Below are 21,080 nucleotides of genomic sequence, written 5' to 3'. Positions count from 1 at the left end.
CATGGATGTCATGGCGCATTTCCGCCGGGCTTCCTATCCGCAGCGAGGCCGCCCGGCTCGGTGCAAGGCTGCCAGGGCCAGAGATGCCCCATGGCGATATAGATGAAAGAGCCCGACCAGGCGATCAACAGGAGACCGTTCAAGGCCTCGACACCGGTGATGAATCGAAGGTGGCCGCTGGGAAAGACGTCGCCGAGTCCCAGCGAGGTATAGCTCACGATCGAAAAATAGAAATAGTCGAGCGGATCGGCGATGGTCCGACCGCCGAAGTCGCCGAGGGCGAGCGCACCACTGGCGAGCGCATAGGCACCCGCGTACACAGCCACCTCGACGAAGTGGGTCATCAGCGCCACCAGGACGATGACCAGAATACGCACGCCGGCGGTCATCGCGATGCGCGCCATCCCTCCGGAAAGCCAGCGCAGCACGGCGTAGTGAAAAAGGAATGTCGCGACGACGAGCGACACCGCCATGATTACTGCAACGATCATCTCGGACTCCGGTTGATCTGAATAGGTCGGATTCTTCGCGCCGTCTTCAGCGGCTTAGCGTATGGAAGCAAGGGCAATGCAGAGCTGACGTTTTTGATCGCGCCGTCTCCCTGTATCCGATGCAGCAGGCGCCCTCCGGTCGGACCTTTCAGAGCAGCCGATGAATTTCTGTGACCGGCGGGCGCCCTCGCGGCTCCCGGAGCGTCGCGGCGCCGCTGTAAGGCACGACGCCCAGTCGCGTCATTGAAAGAGAAGCCGACCTGCCACCGATCAGGACCGAAAGCGCCCAGTTCGCTCAAGGCCGAAGTGGGGCGGCACGGAGGCGGCGCAGGATCTCGGCCCGATCACGAGGAGCACAGCGATGACCGAACAACGCACAGCCTGGTTCGACACCCTGACCGTACGCGATGTCCCGCGCGTCGGCGGCAAGAACGCGTCGCTTGGCGAAATGGTCCGTACGCTGAAGGACAAGGGCGTGCGGGTTCCCGACGGCTTCGCCACCACGGCCGCCGCCTTCCGTGAATACGTCGCGGCCAACGGCCTCGAGGCGGAGCTGCGCGCGCGCATCGAGGCGCTGAAGAGCGGCAAGGCTTCGCTGCACGAGACCGGCGAGGCGATCCGCAGGCTGTTCCTCGACGCCGAATTCCCGGAGCCGATCGCCGAGGCAATCAAGGAGGCCTATCGAGAGCTGTCGCGACGCGGCGAGCAGAGCGAGGTCAGCGTCGCCGTGCGCTCCAGCGCCACCGCCGAGGATCTGCCGCAGGCGAGCTTCGCCGGTCAGCAGGAGACCTTCCTCAACGTGCGCGGCGAGCGCGCCCTGCTCGACGCCTGCCGGCGCTGCTACGCCTCGCTGTTCACCGACCGCGCCATCAGCTACCGCGAGACCCAGGGCTTCGACCATCTGGAAGTGGCGCTGTCGATCGGCGTCCAGCGGATGGTCCGCTCCGACCTTGCCGGATCGGGCGTCATGTTCTCGATCGACACCGAGACCGGTTTTCCCGGCGTCGCGGTGATCAGCGCCGCCTGGGGTCTCGGCGAGACCGTGGTCCAGGGCGCCGTCGACCCGGACAAGTACCTGGTGTTCAAGCCCCTGCTCGGCGACGGCCGCCATACGCCGATCATTGAGAAGACGCTGGGCGCCAAGGAGACCAAGATGATCTACGCGACCGGCGGCAGCACCCGCACCGCGACGGTCGCGACCACTCAGAAGGAGCGGCAGACCTTCGTCCTCGCCGAGGCGGAGATCCTCGAGCTCGGCCGATGGGCGGCGATCATCGAGGACCACTACGGCCGCCCGATGGACATGGAATGGGCCAAGGACGGCGAGACGGGCGAGCTCTACATGGTCCAGGCGCGGCCGGAGACGGTGCAGTCCTCCCGGCAGACCGGCCAGTTCAGGACCTATCGGCTGAAAGAGAAGGGCATGCCGATCCTTACCGGCTCGGCGATCGGCGAGGCGATCGCCGCCGGTCCCGTCTGCGCCATCCGCAGCGCCGCCGACATCGACCGCTTCCGCGACGGCGCCATCCTTGTCACCGGGATGACCGATCCGGACTGGGTTCCGATCATGAAGAGGGCGGCCGGGATCATCACCGACCATGGCGGCACGACCAGCCACGCCGCCATCGTCAGCCGCGAGCTCGGCGTCCCCGCCATCGTCGGCACCGGCCACGGCACCGAGCTGCTGCGCGACGGCCAGGAAATCACGCTGTCCTGCGCCGAGGGAGACCGGGGCGTGGTCTATGACGGCATCCTGCCGTTCGAAGCGACCGAGGTAGACCTCTCCGACCTGCCAGCGACCCGCACGGCGATGCTGGTGAACATTGCCAGCCCCGCCGCGGCCTTCCGCTGGTGGCGCCTGCCGGCCAGGGGCGTCGGGCTGGCGCGGATGGAGTTCATCATCAACAACCTGATCAAGATCCATCCGATGGCGCTGGTCCATCCGGAGCGGGTGGAGGATCCGGCGGCGCGGCGCGAGATCCGCGACCTCACGCGCGGCTACGACGATCCGAAGGACTATTTCGTCGAGACGCTGGCGCTCGGCATCGCCAAGCTGGCGGCGCCCTATCATCCGCATCCGGTGATCGTGCGGCTCAGCGACTTCAAGACCAACGAGTATGCCCATCTCCTCGGCGGCGCCGCCTTCGAACCCGAGGAGGAGAACCCGATGCTCGGCTGGCGCGGCGCCTCGCGCTATTACGACGAGCGCTACCGCGATGGCTTCGCCCTCGAATGCCGCGCACTCAAAAAGGTGCGGGAGACGATCGGGCTGACCAATGTCATCGTCATGGTGCCGTTCTGCCGGACGCCCGAGGAGGCGGACCGCGTGCTGGCAGTCATGGCCGAGAACGGGCTGTCGCGCGGCGAGAACGGCCTCGAAATCTACATGATGTGCGAGATTCCGTCGAACGTGTTCCTGGCGGAGGAGTTCGCGGAACGCTTCGACGGCTTCTCGATTGGCTCGAACGACCTGACCCAGCTCGTGCTCGGGGTGGACCGTGACTCGGGCGAGCTCGCGCCGCTGTTCGACGAGTGCAACGAGGCGGTCAAGCGCGCGGTGCGGGAGGCGATCGCCAAGGCGCACGCAGCCGGCATCAAGATCGGCATCTGCGGCCAGGCGCCGAGCAACTATCCCGACTTCGCCGCCTTCCTGGTCGAGGAGGGGATCGATTCAATCTCGCTTAATCCCGACAGCTTCGTCGCCACCGTGCGCCGCGTGGCAGAAGAGGAGGAGCGGCTCGGCGCGGCGACGGCACCCCGCGCGGGCGAGGCTGTACGATGAAGGTTGTCGTCTTCGAGACCGAGGAATGGGAGCACCAGGCCTGCCTGCGGCTGAAGCCGGCGCACGAGCTGAGCTGCACGCGCGAGCCCCTCGATGCTCGCACGGCCGCAGCTCACGCGGACGCCGAGATCGTCAGCACCTTCGTTAACTCGAAGCTCGGCGCCGACGTGCTGGCGCAGTTCCCTTCGCTCAAGCTGATCGCGACCCGCTCGACCGGTTACGACCATATCGACCTCGGCTGGTGTGCCGCGCACGGTGTGGCGGTGGCGAATGTGCCCGACTACGGCGATTCAACCGTGGCGGAGCATGCCTTTGCGCTGCTCCTCGCCGTGGCGCGGAGCCTGGTCGAGGCGGTCGAGCGGACCCGCCGCGGCAACTTCTCGCAGGCCGGGCTGCGCGGCTTCGAGTTGCGCGGGAAGACGCTCGGCGTGATCGGCACGGGGCGGATCGGGCGGCGCGCGATCGAGATCGCCCGCGGCTTCGGCATGACGGTCATCGCTCACGATCTCTACCCAGACGCTGACGCGGCGAGCCGTTTCGGCTTCTGCTATGCCGACCTCGACGAGGTGCTGGCTGCGGCGGACGCGCTGACGCTCCACGTGCCGGCGACGCCGGGCTCCGCGAGCCTGATCTCCGACCGCGAGTTCGGCCTGATGAAGCCGGGCGCGATCCTGATCAACACGGCGCGCGGCAATGTCGTCGACGTGCCGGCGTTGGTCCGGGCGCTTTCCGACGGGAGGCTGCGGGCCGCCGGGCTCGACGTCCTGCCGCAGGAGCCGCTGATCCGCGAGGAGGCGCAGATCTTCCGTGAGGCGTGGACCGAAGGCCACGACCTGAAGGCGCTCGTCGCCAACCACGTGCTGCTGCGCTTCCCGAACGTGATCGTCACGCCGCACAACGCCTACAACACGGAAAGCGCGGTGCGACGCATCATCGAGACCACGCTGGAGAACATCGAGGCCTTCGTCCGTGGCGAGCCGCGCAATTTGGTCACCCATGGCTGACGACAAGGCCGCCGGAGCGCCCGTCGGTGTCCATGGGAGGCGTCAGGCGCCGCCTCCATCACACGAACCGGCACAGGCAGCTTCCACACCGGCGGAGCCGGACAGCGGCCCCGTCCGGATCGACCGCGGTGAGCCGCTGCCGCTCGGGCTGCACGATTGCCGCGACGGCTTGAACATCGCGGTGTTCAGCCGGCACGCCACGGCCATGACCCTGCTTCTATACGAGACGGCCGCCGGGACCCAGCCGAGCGCCCGGTTCCCTCTCGATGCCCGGTGTCACCGGACCGGCGACATCTGGCATGCCAGCTTGACGGGAGATCTTCGCGGGAAGCTCTATGCTCTGCAGGCCGACGGGCCTCGTTCGCGGGCTGGCGGAGACGACATCGATCCGCATCAAACGCTGCTCGATCCCTACGCCGCCGCCGTTACAGACCTGTCCGGCGGTTCGCGTGGCCGCTGCGTCATCGCCGACCAGCGCTTCGACTGGGCCGACGACGCACCGCTCCGCCATCCCTGGAACGAGACCATCCTCTACGAGACCCATGTGCGCGGGCTCACGATCGACCCGTCCTCCGGGGTCCGCCGACCGGGGGAATATCTCGGCGTCGTCGAGAAGATCCCCTATTTCCGGGAACTCGGCATCACCGCCCTCGAACTGATGCCGGTCCAGGCCTTCGACCCGGAGGCGGCCGAAGGGCTCAACCCGCTGAGCGGCGAGCGGCTGCGCGACTACTGGGGCTACAATCCAGTCGCCCTGTTCGCGCCGATGCCGGGCTATGCCGGCGATGTCGCGCCGGGTGGCGATCTCATCGCCTTCAAGACCATGGTCCGCGAGCTTCACCGGGCAGGCATCGAGATCATCCTCGACGTCGTCTTCAACCACACGGCGGAAGGGGGAAGGAACGGTCCGACCTACAGCTTCCGGGGGCTCGACGACGCGATCTACTACATCCTGACGCCCAATGGGGAATACGTGGACTATACCGGCTGCGGCAACACGCTGAACTGCAACCATCCGGTGGTGCGCAGCATGGTCGTCGACTGCCTGCGGCACTGGGTGATCCACTGCCACGTCGACGGCTTCCGCTTCGACCTCGCCTCGGTGCTCGGGCGGGATGAGCAAGGCAACCTGCTGGCGAACCCGCCTCTGCTCGAACAGATCGCCGAGGACCCGATCCTGCGCGACGTCAAGCTGATCGCCGAAGCCTGGGACGCCGGAGGCGCCTTCCAGGTCGGCCGCTTCCCCGGCCGACGCTGGGCCGAGTGGAACTGTCACTTTCGCGACGATGTCCGCCGCTTCTGGCGCGGCGACCCGGGCATGACCGGGGCGTTGGCGACCCGTCTCGCTGGCAGCAGCGATCTCTATCAGCCGGGCGGCGAAAGCCCGCTCAACAGCATCAACTTCATCACCAGCCACGACGGCTTCACGCTCAACGACCTCGTCAGCTACGCGCGCAAGCACAACGAGGCGAACGGTGAGGACAACCGTGACGGCCTCGACGAGAACTACAGCGACAACAACGGCGCCGAAGGACCGACCGACGATCCGCACATCGAAGCGATGCGGCTGCACCGGATCAGGAACCTGCTCGCCACGCTCCTGCTCTCGCGCGGCGTGCCGATGCTGCTCGGCGGCGACGAGTTCCGCCGCACGCAGGCGGGCAACAACAACGCCTATTGCCAGGACAATGCGATCTCCTGGTACGACTGGTCGCTGGCGGAGCGGAATGGCGAACTCGTGCAGTTCGTCCGGCGGCTGATCGCGCTGCGCAAGGCGCATCCGGTCCTGCGCTCCGAAACTTTCTACACGGACGGGGAGATCAACTGGTTCGGACCAGCAGGGCAAGAGCCCGACTGGAACGGGGCCGACAACCGGCTCGGCTGTCTCGTGCGGGGCAGCGACGTGGCACTCTGCCTGCTCTTCAACGGCTCTCCTGCCCGATGCCGGTTCGTCGTGCCGGCGCCGCCAGGGGGAGGATGGGAGGTGGTGATCGACACGTCGAAGGAGCAAACCACCGCCGACGCTTCGTTCGGCGCCGGACACCGGATGAATGCTGCGGGCGAGATCTGGCTCGAGGCGCGCACGACAGTCGTCGCTGTCAGCCGCTCCAAGGAAGCGTAGCTCAGAAACCTGAGGCGGGTTCTCGGCCCGCCGGAATCGACCAGAGAGGAGTCTAAAAGATGAGCAGAGTGCGAGACAAGGTGGCGATCGTGACAGGAGCCGCGCTGGGGCTGGGCGAGGCCTCGGCGCGGATGCTGGCGCGGGAGGGCGCAAAGGTGGTCGTCACCGACATCAAGGAGGAGGAAGGCGAGCGGGTGGCGCAGGGCGTCGCCGCGGCCGGTGGCGAGGCAATCTATCTCCATCACGACGTCGCCGACGAGAGCGCGTGGCAGCGAATGATCCAGGCCACCCTCGACCACTTCGGACGGCTCGACGTGCTGGTCAACAATGCCGGCGTCGGCTGGGGTGGGCCGCCCGAGGAGGAGACGCTGGAGCGCTGGCGCCGGCTGATGAGCGTCAATCTCGACGGCGTGTTCCTCGGCACCAAGCATGCGATCCTGGCGATGAAGCGGAACAACCCGCCGGGCGGCTCGATCATCAACCTGTCCTCGATCGAGGGTCTGGTCGGCGACCCCAATCTCGGCGCCTACAATGCGTCTAAGGGCGGCGTGCGAATGTACACCAAGTCGGTGGCGCTCTATTGCGCCAAGGCGGGGTTGAACATCCGGGTGAACTCGATCCATCCTGGCTACATCTGGACGCCGATGGTCGAGAACTACCTTGCCGAGAACGGCGACGTCGAGGAGGGCCGGCAGGCCCTTAACGCCCTGCACCCGATCGGTCATGTCGGCGAACCGGACGACATCGCCTTCGGCGTGCTCTATCTCGCCTCCGATGAGTCGAAGTTTGTGACCGGCACCGAGTTGGTCATCGACGGCGGTTACACCGCCCAATAGGCGGCCTTCGCCCGCGCAGCCCGTTCACTCGCCTGCTTCAGGGCCCCGCGCCGCCTTCGGCGCCGAGGGATGCGATGACCGACCTTATCCAGCAGCAACCGGCCGTCACAAATTCCGCTAGGCCCTGGCACGCCGTCCCCGTCGAGGAGGCTCTGCAGGCGCTCGCGACCGGTGACGACGGCCTGGACGGGCAGGAAGCTTCCCGGCGGCTGGCCGGGCATGGCCGCAACCGCCTTCCGGTGGCCAAGCCGCGCGGCGCGTTCCGCCGCTTCCTTGCGCAGTTCGACAACCTGCTGATCTACGTGCTGCTCGCCTCCGCCGCGATCACGCTGGCGCTCGGCCACGGCACCGACGCGGCGGTGATCGCGGCCGTCGTGCTCCTCAACGCCGCGATCGGCTTCGTGCAGGAGGGCCGCGCCGAGCGGGCGCTCAGTGCCATCCGCGGCATGCTGGCGCCGCACGCCTCGGTCATGCGCGGCGGGCATCGCCTCACCGTCGAGGCGGAGACGCTGGTCCCGGGCGACCTCGTGCTGCTCGATCCCGGCGACCGGGTCCCGGCCGACCTCCGTTTCCTTCGAACCCGCAACCTGCGGATCGAGGAGGCGGCGCTGACCGGTGAATCGATCCCGGTCGACAAGTCACCGGCGCCGGTCGGGCCCGAAGCGCCGCTCGGCGACCGCAGCTCCGTCGCCTTCTCGGGCACGCTCGTCGCCGCCGGCCGGGGCGCCGGCGTGGTCGTCGCCACCGGTGCCGACACCGAGATCGGGCGCGTCAGCGCGCTGGTCGGTGCGGTCGAGACGCTGAGAACGCCGCTGCTGCGCCAGATGGACGGCTTCGCAAGGCGCCTCACTTTCGTCGTCCTCGGCCTCTCGGCGGCGATCTTCGCATTCGCCCTCCTCGCCCGCGGCTACGCCGCAGAGGACGCCTTCCTCGTCGTCGTCGGTATTGCGGTGGCCGCCATTCCCGAGGGCCTGCCGGCGGTGATGACGATCGCGCTCGCCATCGGCGTGCGGCGCATGGCGGCGCGGAACGCCATTGTCCGGCGCCTGCCTGCGGTCGAGACGCTGGGCTCGGTCGCGATCATCTGTACCGACAAGACGGGCACGCTGACGCGCAACGAGATGACGGTCGCGGCGGCAGTGACGTCCGCCGCCACCTTCGCCGTCAGCGGCGAAGGCTACGACCCGAGCGGCGCTGTGCAACATGGCGAGGAGGAGATTGATCCGGCCAAGCACCCGGTGCTGGGCGAGCTGGCGCGCGCGGCGCTGCTCTGCAACGACGCCGCGCTGCGCCGAAGTGACGCCGGCTGGGTGGTGGACGGCGACCCGATGGAGGGCGCCCTGGTCGCCTTCGCAAACAAGGTGGGGTTCGACACGCAGACCCTGCGCCCACAGTTGCCGCGAAGCGACGAGATCCCCTTCGACGCCCAGCACCGCTTCATGGCGACGCTGCACCACGATCACGCTGTCGGGGCCTTCCTCTGCCTCAAGGGCGCGCCGGAGCAGGTGCTGGCGATGTCCGGCCGTCAGCGTGGTCCCGCGGGCGACGAGCCCCTCGACCCAGTCGCGTGGCGGGAGCGGGTGGAGGCGCTGGCGGCGCTCGGGCAACGGGTGCTCGCGGTCGCCACCAAGCCGATGCCGCCGGAAACGCGCGAGCTCGCCTTCGCGGACGCCGAAAGCGGTCTGACGCTGTTGGGCCTGCTCGGTCTGATCGACCCGCCGCGCGAAGAGGGGGTGGCGGCGGTGCGCGACTGTCAGGCTGCCGGGATCCGGGTCAAGATGATCACCGGAGACCATGCCGCGACCGCCGTCGCCATCGCCCGGCAGCTGGGGATCGAGAACCCCCACGCCGTCGCCACAGGGGCGGAGCTCGATGGGCTCGACGACGCGGCGCTGCGCCGCGCGGCGCGCGACACCGACGTCTTCGCCCGCACCGCTCCGGAGCACAAGCTGCGCCTGGTCGAGGCGCTACAGGCCGACGGCGCAGTGCTGGCGATGACCGGCGACGGGGTGAACGACGCGCCGGCGCTGAAGCGCGCCGATATCGGCGTCGCCATGGGTCGCAAGGGCACCGAAGCCGCGAAGGAGGCGGCCGAGATGGTGCTGGCCGACGACAATTTCGCCTCCATCGTCGCGGCCGTGCGTGAGGGCCGGACGGTCTACGACAACTTGAAAAAGGTCATCGCCTGGACCCTGCCGACCAATGGCGGTGAGGCGCTGACCATCATCGGCGCCATCCTCATCGGGCTGACGCTGCCGATAACGGCGGTGCAGATCCTGTGGATCAACATGGTGACCGCCGTGGCGCTCGGCCTCACCCTGGCGTTCGAGCCGAGCGAGCCGGGCGCTATGCACCGACCGCCCCGCGCGACCGACGAGCCGCTGCTGTCGGGATTCGTGATCTGGCGGATCATCTTCGTGTCGATTCTGTTCGTGATCGGCACGTTCGGGATGTTCTTCTGGGCCGAAAGCCGCGGTCTGTCGTTGGAGGAAGCACGCACGCTGGTGGTCAACACCATCGTGGTGATGGAAATCTTCTATCTGTTCAGCGTGCGCTTTCAGCACGGCCCCTCGCTCACCTGGAGCGGCGTGTTGGGCACGCCGGCGGTGTTGATCGGCGTGGGCCTGGTCATCTTGCTCCAGCTCGCTTTCACCTATGCGCCGCCCCTGCAGGCCCTGTTCGACACGCGGCCGGTGGGCCTCTCGGATGGGGTGGCGGTGGTCGGCGCAGGCGTCATCCTGCTAGCGGTTCTCGAGTTCGAGAAGCTGATACGGCGACGCCTCGGACGTTGGCGCTTTCGTCATGAGGCCGCATGAGAAGATGCACCGAACCCGGACGTCTACTGCCGGTTCGATCGCACGCCGAATGAGCGTAGCGGGTCGGCTGTCGGCCGGCTCGGCCACCGTAGCCTGCTTCTTCTACTCCTGTCGTCTTCGCTGCTCGCATCATCGGAGATAGGCCTCGCTCGCATAGCGGCGCATCATGCGCTGGCTGTTGAAGCGAGAGCCGATCTTGCTGATCGAGTCCTTCATCATCCGGATCCAGCGACCGCGGTCGGCGTGATAGAGCGGCAGGACCGTTCGTTCGAGCTTGTCGTAGAGGTCCTGGGCATCGTCCTCGTGGCGCTGGTCGTCGTGGCCGATCGCCCAGCCGGTCACCCCCTCGACCCAGGCCTCGATCCACCAGCCGTCGAGGACGCTCAGGTTCAGGACACCGTTCAGCGCCGCCTTCATCCCGCTGGTGCCCGAGGCCTCGTAGGGTGGTAGCGGCGTGTTGAGCCACACGTCGGCGCCGGCGACGAGCGTCTTCGCGAGCGCCATGTCGTAGTTCGGCAGAAACGCCATGGGGATGTCGCCCGCCAGGTTGCGCATGTGGGCGTAGATTGCGGCGATCAGCGCCTTGCCGCCCTCGTCGCGCGGATGCGCCTTGCCGGCCGTCACGAGCTGGAACGGCTGGCCGCGGTTGATCGCCCGCAGCCGCTCCAGGTCCGTGAACAGCAGGTCGGGGCGCTTGTAGCCGGTCATTCGGCGGGCGAAGGCGATCACCGGCACGTCCGGCCGCATCGCCACGCCGGTCAGACGCTGGACCTCGGCGAGCAGGTCGCCTTTGGCTTCCTGATGCGCCGTCCAGACGGCGTTGTCCGAAAGCTGGTCCGCCCCGGACAGTTCCTCCGGATCGTGCCCCCAGTCAGGGGCGATCTCCTGAAACAGCCGGGCAAAGGCCGGGTGCGTCCAGGTCGGGGCATGAACACCGTTGGTCACGGCCCGGATCCCGTAGCCAGGAAACATGCGCCGGGCCGTCTCGGCGTGGCGGAGCGCCACCCCGTTCACATAGCCGCTGAGGTTGAGCGCCAGGCGGGTCATGTTCAGGCGGTCGGGTCCGGCCAGCAGCTTCATCTGGTCCAGCGGTAGAAAGTCGCCGAGCAGCCGCCCCGCGTCTTCGTAGTCGAAGCGGTCGTGGCCGGCCTCGACGGGCGTGTGGGTGGTGAAGACGCAGCGGTCGCGCACCCTGTCCGCATCGTAGCGCAGCGCGCCGTCGCTCGGCCGGTCGGTCGGATGCGGATGCTCGCGCAATAGCCCGGCCGCGAGCAGCGCGGCGTGGCCCTCGTTGAGGTGATAGGTCTCGATGTCGAAGCCGAGCGCGTGCAGGAGTCGCATGCCGCCGACGCCGAGCACGATCTCCTGCTTGAGACGGTAGGCTTCGTCGCCGCCGTAGAGGCGATCGGTGATCGCGCGGTCGGCGGGATCGTTGTGATCGAGCCTTGTGTCGAGCAGGAGGACCGGGATCGCATGTCCGATCGGGCAGGTCAGCACGTACAGCCACGGCCGTACCCAAACGGCACGCCCTTCGATCCGAACGGCCACCATGGCGTCGAGCGGTATCGCCCAATCCGCCAGATCCCACGGATCGGCGTGATCGACCTGCCGGCCGTCGCCATCGATCTCCTGGCGCAGATAACCCTCCCGGCTGGCGAGGGTCAGGAACACCATCGGCAGTTCGAGGTCGGCGCAGGAGCGGGCGGTGTCGCCGGCGAGCATGCCGAGCCCGCCGGAATAGGTGTGCATCTCCGGCCGGAGCGCGATCTCCATCGAGAAATAGGCGATCCGCCTGCGCGGGAGAAAGGGGTCGATCGGCGACATCTTGTGGCTCCAATGGCCGGAGACGGGTTCCTGACTAGGTCCACATGCCGTAGGCGGGAATGCTGCTAACGTTGAGCTCCACGCCCTTCACGCCGGGCACGTTCCCGGCAGCGACCCGCAGCGCCTCGCCCTGTTCATGCGAATCGACGACTCCCCAGAACTGGACGATGCCGTCCACGACCACGACGCTTACGCCGTAGGTCGGTGCCCAGTCGGCCGTCCGTATCTCCTCGAGGATCTGCTTTCGGATCGTCTCGTCCTCGATGGACGCGGTGTCGGCCGGAGCATGGCGTTGCGCCGCAAGGCCGCGCAGCAGGTCGGCGCGGCTGACGATGCCGACGACCTTTCCGTTGCGCAGGACCGGCACCCGCTTGATCCGCTTGGTCTCCAGGAGATGGGCGACGTCGCCGGCCGGCATGTCTTCCGTGACGGTGACCACGTCGCGGGTCATGACGTCGGCGGCGGAGCGGCCATGCGTCTTCACGTAGTCCGCCGCGTTCTCGCCGGATCCCGCGAAAAGCCGCAGCCACCAGGAGCCGTGCCGATGGCTGCCGTCTTCCGCGCGACGCAGGAAGTCGCCTTCGCTCACCATCCCGACCAGCCTGCCGGTGCTATCGATCACCGGTACGGCGCTGACGTGCCGTTCGAGGAGAAGCCGCGCCACGTCCGACACGCCGGTCTCCGGCGCGACCGAGACGACGGGCGTCGTCATGATGTCCTTCGTCTGCATCATCATCGTCCTCCCAGCGCATCGACGACCGCGCCGATCCCCAGGGCGGCGTTCGTCTTGGCAATAGATTCGTGAGGGTCGCGCACCTGCCCGACCAGAGCCCGGATCGCATCCACCGTCTCGGGAATGACGATCGCCTGGTTGTCGACCATGTAGCCGTAGAAGAGCTCGTCACCCTCGACCTTCAGCATGTCGGCCCACAGCGCCACCTCGTAGAGGTTGTCGTGCGGGCGGCCGAGATCGGCCATCAGCTCCTTGACCGCGTTGATCGCCGTCAGCCCGTCCGCCATGCGGATGAGCGCGATGCGCGGCGACGCGCGGAAGGCGTCCAGCACCTCCTCCTTGTCGGCCGGCCGCGTCAGCTGCACCGCCCAGTAGTGCAGGTGCGCCAAGGTCTCCGGCACCTTCACGGCCATGGTGATTACGTCGAGGTCGGGATCGACGCTCCGGGCGTCGGGTCCCTGGTGGCTCGGGATCCCGGGCTCGGGCACCAGCGTGTTCATGATGCCGCCCAGATGGCTCTCCCACGGGTCAGTGGCGCGGCGCAGCAGCGTCCCGCGTGCGCGGCGCAGCAGCCCGGCATGCTTCAGCGCCGTGAGGGTGCGCACGATCGAGGTGGTGTTGCAGGAGACGACGCGCGTGCTGTCCCGGCCGAGCGCGCTCTCATAGCTGGCCTCGGCGACGAAGGAGTGGCCGGTCACTTCGTGCTTTTCGCCGCCCTGGACGATGAACTTGATGCCCCTCTGGCGGTAGATCTCCACGTTCTTCGCCGCCACGCGCTTCGGCGTGCAGTCGACGACGACATCCGACGCGCCGAGAAGGTCGTCGAGCGTGCCGGCGACGTCGAGCCCGGCATCGCGCATCGCCTGTGCATGCTCGCTCGCGGCGCCGAAGAGGCGGTAGCCCTTCTGGGTCACCATCCGCGCCCGCCAGTCGGCGCTGATGTCCGACACGCCCGCAAGCTCCATGTCGTCCTGTCGCGCCACCGCGTCGGCCACGCGCTTGCCGATCACGCCATAGCCGTTGACGGCGATCCTGGTCCTGCTGCTTGCATTCATCTCTTTCTCCTCGGGTAAGCGTCGATACTGTTCGTTGGCTCCGGGGCGGTTGGGCGGCTCCTGTGCATCGCTACAGTCGTCCCGAACGGGCGACCGCCCGCACCAGCCGGAACGACAGCCAAAGCGCGAGCGCGTAGCCGAACAACGCGAGCAGCGGCAAATCGCCGAACACGCGTGGCCCGGCGCTGTGCAGCATGAGCAGCGAGGCCGCGACATAGATGCCGAGCGCGATCATGGCCAAGGCGAGGCGGTTGCCGGTGCGGTCGAGATGCGCCTCCAGGCTCTCCAAGCCCTCGCGCCGCATGAGCAGGAGGGGCCCGCCGCCCTCGCGCTGCGCTCGGTGCAACCAGGTCGCGATCATCCCCGGCAGATCCTGCGCGGTCAGAGCGGCTTCGGTCTTCAGCCGGGTGAAGGCCGAGGCGGCCGCATCGCCGCGCAGGACGCCCTCCATCATTTCGCCGCCCCGCGCCAACAATGTGTCCAGGACCTTGAATTCGGGGTCGAGCGTTCGCAGCGCGCTCTCGACCAGGTACAGTGCCCGCATGAGCACCACGAGGTTGTGCGGAACGACGAAATTCTCGCCCGAGCCCAGCCGGGCGACGCGCAGCACGGCCTCGGCGAGCGACCAGTCCTTGAGCGGCAGCGCGGCATAGTCGGATAGGATCTCCTCGATACCGCGGATGAAGGCGGGACGGTCGATCGGCTCGCCGAGCAGGCCCAGATCGACGGCCGCGTCGAGCATCCACGCCGCGTCCTTGTTCACGAACGCCTGAAGGTAGAGCGCGAGGGAGCGGCGGGTGCGGCCGTCGAGATACCCGACCAGCCCGAAATCATGGAAGCAGAGGCGTCCGTCCGGCATGACGAAGAGGTTGCCTGGATGGGGATCGCCGTGGAAGAAGCCGACCACGAAGAACTGATGGAGATAGGCGTCGATCAGAACCTGCGCGAGCCGCGGGCCGTCAATAGAGGGGTGGCCGATGCCCAGCCCGCCGCTCATCTCCTGCACCAGCACGGCCTCGGCATAGAGATCGTCGATCACGTCCGGAATGTTGAGCCCCGGCCATCCGCGGAAGGCTTCGCCGAATCGGCGGATGCTGCGTGCCTCCTGCCGAAAGTCCGCTTCCTTGCGGAGATTGGCCCAGATCTCGTCGACGATGCGGAGCGGCTGGTAGCGCTGGAGGCGTGGTGCCAGCACCAGGATGAGGCGGCCTATGCCGACGAGCGCGTGCATGTCGCGATCGATCTGGACCCGGATGCCGGGGCGACGGATCTTGACGATGACGGCGCGCCCGTCCGGCAGGCGAGCCCGGTGCACCTGGGCGATCGAGGCCGCTGCCATCGGTTCCGTCTCGAACGCCCCGAAGACCTGCTCGACCGGTCGGCCGAGCGCGACCTCGACCGCATGCCGCGCTTCCGCGCCAGGGAAGGGCGCGACGTGGTCCTGCAGCCGGCGGAGTTCGGCGAGCCAAGTATCGGGCAGCAGGTCGCGGCGCAAGCTGAGCGTCTGCCCGAACTTCACGAAGGTCGGGCCAAGCCGCTCGAGCGTGATGCGAAGCCGGCGCGGCAATTGAGACCCCTCGGCCGGCGTGCCGCGCAGGCGCTCGACCGTCGCCGCGCCGAGCAGGCTGGCGGCGCCCGCGCCGATTCGGAGGAGCCGGCCGCCGATCATGAGGCGAACGCTCGCTGGGCGGTCCTCATGGCGCGACGTCCTCCGCCCTGACGTCCCGGCGCTCCCAGTCGGTGATGTAGTCGCGTGTCAGCGGCACTGCGTCGCGCCGGCGCGCGAGCTGGAGCTGGAACACCATCATCGGGCCGTTGCGGAACGCGGCCTCGCAGGCGGCAAGGTAGAACTCCCACATGCGACAGAAGCGCTCGTCGTAGATGGCTTTCGCGCGGTCGCGGTTGGCCTGGAAGCGCTCGAACCAGTGCCGCAGCGTCTCGGCATAGTGTAGCCGCAGGATCTCGATGTCGGTGACCCAGAGTCCCGAGCGCTCGACGGCCGCCAGCACCTCCGACAGCGCCGGGCAGTAGCCGCCCGGAAAGATGTACTTGCGCAGCCAGGGATCGGTGGATCCAGGCGGATCGGCCCGTCCGATCGCATGCACGAGGGCGATGCCTTCCGGGTTCAGGCGTTGGCGCAGCGTGTCGAAATAGGTGCGGTAGTGCGCCACCCCGACATGCTCGAACATGCCGACGGAGACGATCCGGTCATAGGTTCCCTGATCCTCCCGATAGTTGCGCATGACGAAACGCACACGGGAGGAGAGGCCGGCGGTGACGGCACGTTCAGTTGCAACGGCGAGCTGCTCCTGCGAGAGCGTGAGGCCGGTGACATCCGCCCCTGCCGTCTGCGCCATCTCCAGCGCGAGCCCGCCCCAGCCCGAGCCGACGCCCAGCACGCGCATGCCGGGCTCGAGCAGGAGCTTCGCCATGATGTGGTGTTTCTTTTTCTCCTGCGCGTCTTCGAGCGACTCGGCGCCGGTCTGGAAATAGGCGCAGGAATATTGCCGGTCACGGTCGAGGAACAGATCGTAGAGCGCACCAGACAGATCGTAGTGATGCGCGATGTTGGCGCGCGCCCGCGCGAGGCGATTGTCCTGCTGAAGCCTGCGTAGCAGGCGGTCGAGTTCGCCTCGCAGCGCGCCGATCGGATGCTGGTCGAGGGCTTCGAGATTGCTGGTGCAAAGGTGTAGGAGGTCGCGCAGCGTCCCTTTCTCGATCGAGATCGTACCGTCCATGTAGGCTTCGCCCAAGGCGAGCGACGGGCGAAGAAGGATACGCAGCGGCAGCAGCGGATCGCAAAGTCTGACCGTGACGTCTGGACCGCTGTCGCCGGGGCCGAAGGGGTGGAGCCGGCCGGTCGCATCGATAACTGTCAACCGACCGGTCCGGATCACCTCGGTGAGAAGTCGAGAGAAGAACGGCAAAGGAGAGCGGGCGGCTCCCTCGGGGTACGCGGCCGGAACATCTGTCTGGGGCTGAGTGGACATTTCTTCGCTTCCGCGGACATCATTGTGTCTTCCCGCGCGATCACTGCGCAGGTCGAGGTGACTTCCCGGCTTCGCCATGGGGCGGAGCTCGCTCATGACGCGACGCGGCATAGTGGTCTGGCGCGGCCAGGAATGCGGCGCGGCAAGCGGCGGAGCAGAAGAAATATGCCCAGCCGCGATGCTCGATCGGCTCGGCCTCTCCGAGATCGACTGTCTTCCCACAGACCGGATCGGTTACCTCCATTCCGTGACCTCCTCTCTGAAGAACCATGCCTTTGCCAACGACGCGCTCGTTCGCCTGGGAGCGAACGCGCACCGGAGCATCAACACCACCAAGACGTTTCTCGCACCTACCCGTCGTGAACAGGCGTCGTTCTCCCGGAAAGACGCGGAAGCTCTGAAGTCCTTACAGTGGAACCTCGCGCAGACGCGGCTGCCGTCCTTCTGGTCACTCGGAAAGCGCTTCCGAGGCCCCGGAGTGCCCCTTCATGCTCCAGGCAAGCGGGAGCCTACCCGTGCTCTCCAGGCTTCGGTCGGGGCTCGCCCTGGGCCAGGTGTCCATCATCCGTGCTGGACAGCAGTGGCTGCGGCCATGCGGACGCCGGACGGGGTGTCGGTCCCGCCACCCGCATCGCGTTCGACGGATCGGCCGATCGTCTCCAGGTCTCCGGACGAAAGCGTTTCCTGATTCAACAGGCTCTCCGCCGCACGGCCAAGCAGGTCGCGGTTCGTCGAAAGTATCGACACCGCGCGCTGGAACGCCGCGTCGACCAGCTCGCGGACGGCGGTATCGATCGCCGAGGCCGTTTCCTCGCCGTAACGCCGCGGCTGCCAGCTCGCGCCGCCGGCTCCGCCCAGGAAGGGCGCGGCGTCCGTCTCGTAGGCGACCTGCCCCAGCTTGGGGTCCATCCCGAACCGCGCCACCATCCCCCGCGCGATCTCGGTGGCTTTGACGAGGTCGTCGGCCGCGCCAGTCGACACCTCGTCAAAGACGAGACTCTCGGCGGCCCGCCCGCCGAGGAGGACGGCCATGCGGTTCATCAGCTCCTTCCGGTCCATCAGAAAGCGATCCTCGAGCGGGCGCTGGATGGTGTAACCGAGGGCCGCGACACCGCGCGGAATGATCGACACCTTCTGCACCGGATCGACGCCCGGCAGCGCCATCGCGACCAGGGCGTGCCCCATCTCGTGATGGGCGACCACGTCGCGCTCGTGCGGGTTCAGGAGGCGGTTCTTCTTCTCGAGACCGGCGACGATGCGCTCGATCGCCTGCGTGAAGTCGTCCAAGGTGATGCTCTCGGCGTCGCGGCGGGTCGCCAGCAGCGCCGCCTCGTTGACCAGGTTCGCCAGGTCGGCCCCGGTGAAGCCGGGCGTGAGCGCCGCCAGATCTTGGACCGGCAGGTCAGGGGCCAGCTTCACCTTCTGCAGGTGGACTTTCAGGATTTCGCTGCGGCCTTGCTTGTCGGGCCGGTCGACCAGCACCTGGCGGTCGAAGCGGCCGGCGCGCAGCAGGGCCGGATCGAGCACTTCCGGGCGGTTCGTCGCCGCCAGCAGGACGGTGCCGGCGCTCGGGTCGAAGCCGTCCATTTCGGAGAGTAGCTGGTTAAGCGTCTGCTCCTTCTCGTCGTGGCCGCCGCCCGGCATCATCGCGCCGCGGGCCCGCCCGAGCGCATCGAGCTCGTCGACGAAGATGATGGCGGGCGCCTGCTTGCGCGCCTGCTCGAACAGGTCGCGGACGCGGGCGGCGCCGACGCCGACGAACATTTCGACGAACTCGGAGCCGGAGATCGAGAAGAAGCGCACGCCAGCTTCGCCCGCCACCGCCCGCGCGAGCAGGGTCTTGCCGGTCCCCGGCGGTCCCACCAGCAGCACCCCCTTCGGCATGCGCGCGCCGAGCCGGCCGTAGCCCTGGGGGTCCTTGAGGAAGGCGACGATCTCCCGCAGCTCGTCCTTCGCTTCGTCAACACCGGCCACGTCGGCGAAAGTCACCTTGGTGTCCTTCTCGACATACACCTTGGCCTTGGACTTGCCGATGGCCATCAGGCCGCCCCCTTGCCCCATCGCCATCGGCCTGATCAGGAACATCCAGAGCAGGACGAAGAGGAGCATCGGCATGAGCCAGCTCAGGACGCTTTGCAGAAGACCGGGGCCCGGCTCGCCGGAGAAGGTGATCCCCTTGCTGGCCAGGGACTCGGCCAGATCCTGCGGGACGCGCTCCACCGTGAAGTGCTGCGGCTGGCCCTCCTGCATCGCGCTCTGACCATCCGTAGTCTTGTAGGCGCCGGTGATCCGGTCGGGGCCGACCACCAGGTCGGTGACATTGCCCTGGTCGACGAGCTGCTGGAACTCGCTATAGGGGATCGTCTCGATGTGGGTCGGCTGGAACAGCAGTTGCTGGATCCAGATCACCGCGAGAGTTGCGGCGATAACGTACCAGAAATTGATCTGATGCTCGCGTTTCATGGTTCGGCTTCATGGTGCTGTGTATTGCGGTGCGGCGCGCAGCCGGCGAGAGCGGATAGTTCCGAAATGGACCCCGGAACCTCAGCCGTATATCGGCGGTGGACATTTCCGAACTCGTCCAGCGCCGCGCGCGCCGCCGCAAGGGCGCCGAAATTTCCGAAAGGTCTCCGCATCATCTCCTCCAGGTTTCCCGGCCCCGGCGGGGTCGATCCTTGGCTTCGGCCGCCGTCAGCCGCATGCCGTGGCGCCCGCGATCCCGAGAGCCCTTTTCGGCCTCATGCGATTCGTTCCGCGAAGCGGTTCCAGCGCGCGAGGCTGCGCTTCGAACGCCGCATGTAAAGGGCGCCGAAAAGGCCGCCGAGAAGGCCGCCCAGCCCGTCCACGATCAGATCCCACATGGTATCATCGAGCGGCGCCATCACAGGCGATCCCTGCGCACCGGCGCCCAGGGTGGCGTCCGCCCCGAATTCGGCGATCTCCCAGAGCGCCCCCGCGCCGAGGGTCAGCAGGAAGATCGCAGTGAGGTTCAGGACGAAGCCAGTCCGTATTCGACAGGTCATTCTCAGCGCATAGATTGCCAGGAACGAGATGATCGCCAGCAGGCCGGAATTGCCGAAGTGGATCAGCTTGTCATAGAACGGCAGCGTTCCGTAGAGGTCGAGAAGTCGGCCGAGTGTCATGTCGGTGACCAGCCACCAGAGGACGAACAGTTCGATCTCGACGGGAATGGTCAGCCTGCTCGAGCGCGCGAGCAGGGAAGGCGCAAGGATGAGCGTCAGCGCGCCGAAACAGAGAAGTCCGTAGAGAACCGCGCCCTCCAGAAGGTGGAAGGCGGCCGTCGCCAGAATGAGGGCGCGCAGCAGCCAGGCGAGCCGGATCTCCCACGGCGTGGCCACGCCCGGCTCGTCGCGTTCGGCCTCCGCCGGGCCGGAACCGTGCCGCGGCGCCGCCTCCGTCTCCCGACGAGGCCCCGATGCGTGCGCAAGGCCGCGGAGGCTCACGACGGCCTCCGCGCCGACAGTCGGCCCAGCCTCGGGATGAACCCGGGCACGTCGGCCATGTAGCGGCGGTAGTCCTCACCGAACTCGGCCAGCGCCGCCCGCTCCTCGCCCTTCGCCAGGCGCACATACATGAAGACGAGCACCGGTAACATCGCGAGCGTCAGCAGCGTCGGCCATTGCAGCAGGAAGCCGAACATAACGAGGATGAAGCCGACATATTGCGGGTGGCGCACATAGGCATAGGCGCCGGTTGTCGCGAGCGTGCGGCGGCGCTGCGCATCATAGAGCACCTTCCAGCCGGCCGAGATCAGCACGAAGCCGCCGCCGATGAAAGCAAAGCTCAGCAGGTGGAACGGACCGAAATGCGGGTTGGCCTCCCAGCCGAACAGCATCTCGAGGAGATGCCCGGCATCGTGCGATAGCCAGTCTACGCCAGGATAGTTGCTCTGCAACCAGCCCGAGAGCAGGTAGATGGTCAGCGGGAAGCCGTACATCTCCGTGAACAGCGCCACCAGGAAAGCGCTGAATGCGCCGAAGGAGCGCCAGTCGCGGCCCGTCCTCGGCTTGAAGAAGCTGAAGGCGAAGAGGATGAAGATCGCCGAGTTCAATACGACCAGGAACCAGAGGCCGTAGGCGGGGGCGCTTTCGGTCATCGCAATACGTCCGTTCCGTAGGTTCAGTGGCGATGGTCGCCGGGTTCCCGGCCGCCTCCCGGCGGAGGGCCGTTTTCGTCGCTGCCAGACCCGTGACCCCCATGACCCCCATGCATGAAGAAATGCATGCCAATGCAGAGACCGAGGAGGAGCAGCAGCGGCCCGACACCGATAAGGTGCGCCCAGTGTTCGGAGACGAGGTAGAAGCCGCCCACGGCGAGGAAGACCAGCAGGACCATGTTTGCGCGCGAGGCGAAGAATCCGCGCCGGTACTCTCCATGATCCATGCTATCCTCCCACGCTGCACGCA

General features: G+C 67.5%; 16 protein-coding genes. 5 read left to right on the top strand and 11 right to left on the bottom strand.

All coding sequences use genetic code 11. The features are described 5' to 3' along the window. Positions 1-8 precede the first annotated feature (8 nt). Entirely contained in the window at positions 9-491 is a 483-nt protein-coding gene (locus HNS03_RS19710; protein ID WP_111344356.1) for an ion channel, read from the bottom strand. Between the two features lie 361 nt (positions 492-852). Between HNS03_RS19710 and ppsA the strand changes: the two genes are divergently transcribed. From ppsA to HNS03_RS19685, 5 genes are all read left to right on the top strand, one after another. After that, positions 853-3,273, top strand: coding sequence for a phosphoenolpyruvate synthase (ppsA, locus tag HNS03_RS19705; protein ID WP_367197765.1), 2,421 nt, complete (start codon positions 853-855; stop codon positions 3,271-3,273). Then, complete coding sequence (locus HNS03_RS19700) at positions 3,270-4,277, top strand: hydroxyacid dehydrogenase (RefSeq protein WP_367197764.1); 1,008 nt, start codon at positions 3,270-3,272, stop codon at positions 4,275-4,277. Before ppsA ends, HNS03_RS19700 begins: the two co-directional genes overlap by 4 nt. Next, positions 4,270-6,399, top strand: coding sequence for a glycogen debranching protein GlgX (gene glgX, locus HNS03_RS19695; RefSeq protein ID WP_367197763.1), 2,130 nt, complete (start codon positions 4,270-4,272; stop codon positions 6,397-6,399). Before HNS03_RS19700 ends, glgX begins: the two co-directional genes overlap by 8 nt. 59 nt (positions 6,400-6,458) lie before the next feature. Continuing rightward, positions 6,459-7,235 carry a glucose 1-dehydrogenase gene (locus tag HNS03_RS19690; RefSeq protein ID WP_367197762.1) on the top strand — a complete coding sequence of 259 codons (777 nt, stop codon included), beginning with the start codon at positions 6,459-6,461 and terminating at the stop codon, positions 7,233-7,235. A gap of 74 nt (positions 7,236-7,309) precedes the next feature. After that, positions 7,310-10,051 (top strand): cation-transporting P-type ATPase, encoded by a 2,742-nt coding sequence (locus HNS03_RS19685; protein WP_367197761.1) that lies wholly within the window; start codon positions 7,310-7,312, stop codon positions 10,049-10,051. Positions 10,052-10,180: 129 nt separating this feature from the next. Here the strand turns inward: HNS03_RS19685 and glgP are convergent, their stop codons facing one another. The 10 genes from glgP to HNS03_RS19635 form a co-directional block, all read right to left on the bottom strand. After that, positions 10,181-11,875 carry an alpha-glucan family phosphorylase gene (gene glgP / locus HNS03_RS19680; RefSeq protein WP_367197760.1) on the bottom strand — a complete coding sequence of 565 codons (1,695 nt, stop codon included), beginning with the start codon at positions 11,873-11,875 and terminating at the stop codon, positions 10,181-10,183. Positions 11,876-11,909: 34 nt separating this feature from the next. Then, the gene (locus tag HNS03_RS19675) at positions 11,910-12,608 is read right to left on the bottom strand and encodes a CBS domain-containing protein (protein ID WP_367197759.1); all 699 of its coding nucleotides are present in this window, start codon (positions 12,606-12,608) and stop codon (positions 11,910-11,912) included. Next, positions 12,608-13,663 carry a type II glyceraldehyde-3-phosphate dehydrogenase gene (locus tag HNS03_RS19670; RefSeq protein ID WP_367197758.1) on the bottom strand — a complete coding sequence of 352 codons (1,056 nt, stop codon included), beginning with the start codon at positions 13,661-13,663 and terminating at the stop codon, positions 12,608-12,610. Before HNS03_RS19670 ends, HNS03_RS19675 begins: the two co-directional genes overlap by 1 nt. Positions 13,664-13,733: 70 nt before the next feature. Further along, the gene (locus HNS03_RS19665) at positions 13,734-15,332 is read right to left on the bottom strand and encodes an ABC1 kinase family protein (RefSeq protein ID WP_367197757.1); all 1,599 of its coding nucleotides are present in this window, start codon (positions 15,330-15,332) and stop codon (positions 13,734-13,736) included. A gap of 25 nt (positions 15,333-15,357) precedes the next feature. Further along, a complete protein-coding gene (locus tag HNS03_RS19660; RefSeq protein ID WP_367197756.1) occupies positions 15,358-16,542 on the bottom strand; it encodes a class I SAM-dependent methyltransferase in 1,185 nt (394 codons plus the stop codon). 151 nt (positions 16,543-16,693) lie between these two features. Beyond that, a complete protein-coding gene (locus HNS03_RS19655) occupies positions 16,694-16,897 on the bottom strand; it encodes a YHS domain-containing protein (protein ID WP_111344337.1) in 204 nt (67 codons plus the stop codon). A gap of 317 nt (positions 16,898-17,214) precedes the next feature. Then, positions 17,215-19,116, bottom strand: a complete 1,902-nt coding sequence (gene ftsH / locus HNS03_RS19650) for an ATP-dependent zinc metalloprotease FtsH (protein ID WP_367197755.1) — start codon at positions 19,114-19,116, stop codon at positions 17,215-17,217. A gap of 275 nt (positions 19,117-19,391) precedes the next feature. Next, entirely contained in the window at positions 19,392-20,117 is a 726-nt protein-coding gene (locus HNS03_RS19645; protein WP_367197754.1) for a hypothetical protein, read from the bottom strand. Further along, positions 20,114-20,770, bottom strand: coding sequence for an isoprenylcysteine carboxylmethyltransferase family protein (locus tag HNS03_RS19640; RefSeq protein WP_367197753.1), 657 nt, complete (start codon positions 20,768-20,770; stop codon positions 20,114-20,116). Before HNS03_RS19640 ends, HNS03_RS19645 begins: the two co-directional genes overlap by 4 nt. A gap of 23 nt (positions 20,771-20,793) precedes the next feature. Then, on the bottom strand, positions 20,794-21,057 hold the full coding sequence (locus HNS03_RS19635; protein WP_367197752.1) for a DUF2933 domain-containing protein: 264 nt from the start codon (positions 21,055-21,057) through the stop codon (positions 20,794-20,796). Positions 21,058-21,080 lie beyond the last annotated feature (23 nt).

Source organism: Amorphus sp. 3PC139-8 (assembly GCF_040750475.1).
Classification (GTDB): domain Bacteria; phylum Pseudomonadota; class Alphaproteobacteria; order Rhizobiales; family Amorphaceae; genus Amorphus.
Note: the sequence above shows the minus strand (reverse complement) of the source record. Positions and strands in the feature narration are given on the sequence as shown.